This is a genomic window from Aliamphritea spongicola (assembly GCF_017051665.1).
GTDB classification, from domain to species: Bacteria; Pseudomonadota; Gammaproteobacteria; order Pseudomonadales; family Balneatricaceae; genus Amphritea; species Amphritea spongicola.
The window spans coordinates 1-366 of the sequence record NZ_JAFIDL010000045.1; the positions used below are offsets into that span (position 1 = coordinate 1).

A 366-nucleotide genomic window follows, 5' to 3' on the forward strand; every position below is an offset into this window, starting at 1 on the left:
AGGTTGATAACGCTCCTGACGGTGCAGAGGATGAACAGGAATGATTGAACGCGGTAAATTTCGCTCGCTGACGCTGGTTAACTGGAACGGCTTCTTTGCCCGCACCTTTGATCTCGATGAGCTGGTGACCACGCTGTCCGGCGGGAACGGGGCGGGGAAATCCACCACCATGGCGGCCTTCGTCACCGCACTGATCCCCGATCTGACGCTGCTGCACTTCCGTAACACCACCGAAGCGGGTGCCACCAGCGGTTCGCGCGACAAGGGCCTGCACGGCAAGCTGCGCGCCGGCGTATGTTACTCCACCCTCGACGTCGTCAACTCGCGCCACCAGCGCGTGGTGGTTGGCGTGCGTCTGCAGCAGGT

General features: G+C 62.0%; 1 protein-coding gene. It reads left to right on the forward strand.

Features of this window, described 5'->3' with window-relative positions; translation table 11 throughout:
* Window positions 1-40: 40 nt before the first annotated feature.
* On the forward strand, window positions 41-366 hold a 326-nt coding region (locus tag JYB63_RS22665), incomplete at its 3' end, for an ATP-binding protein (protein WP_205660195.1).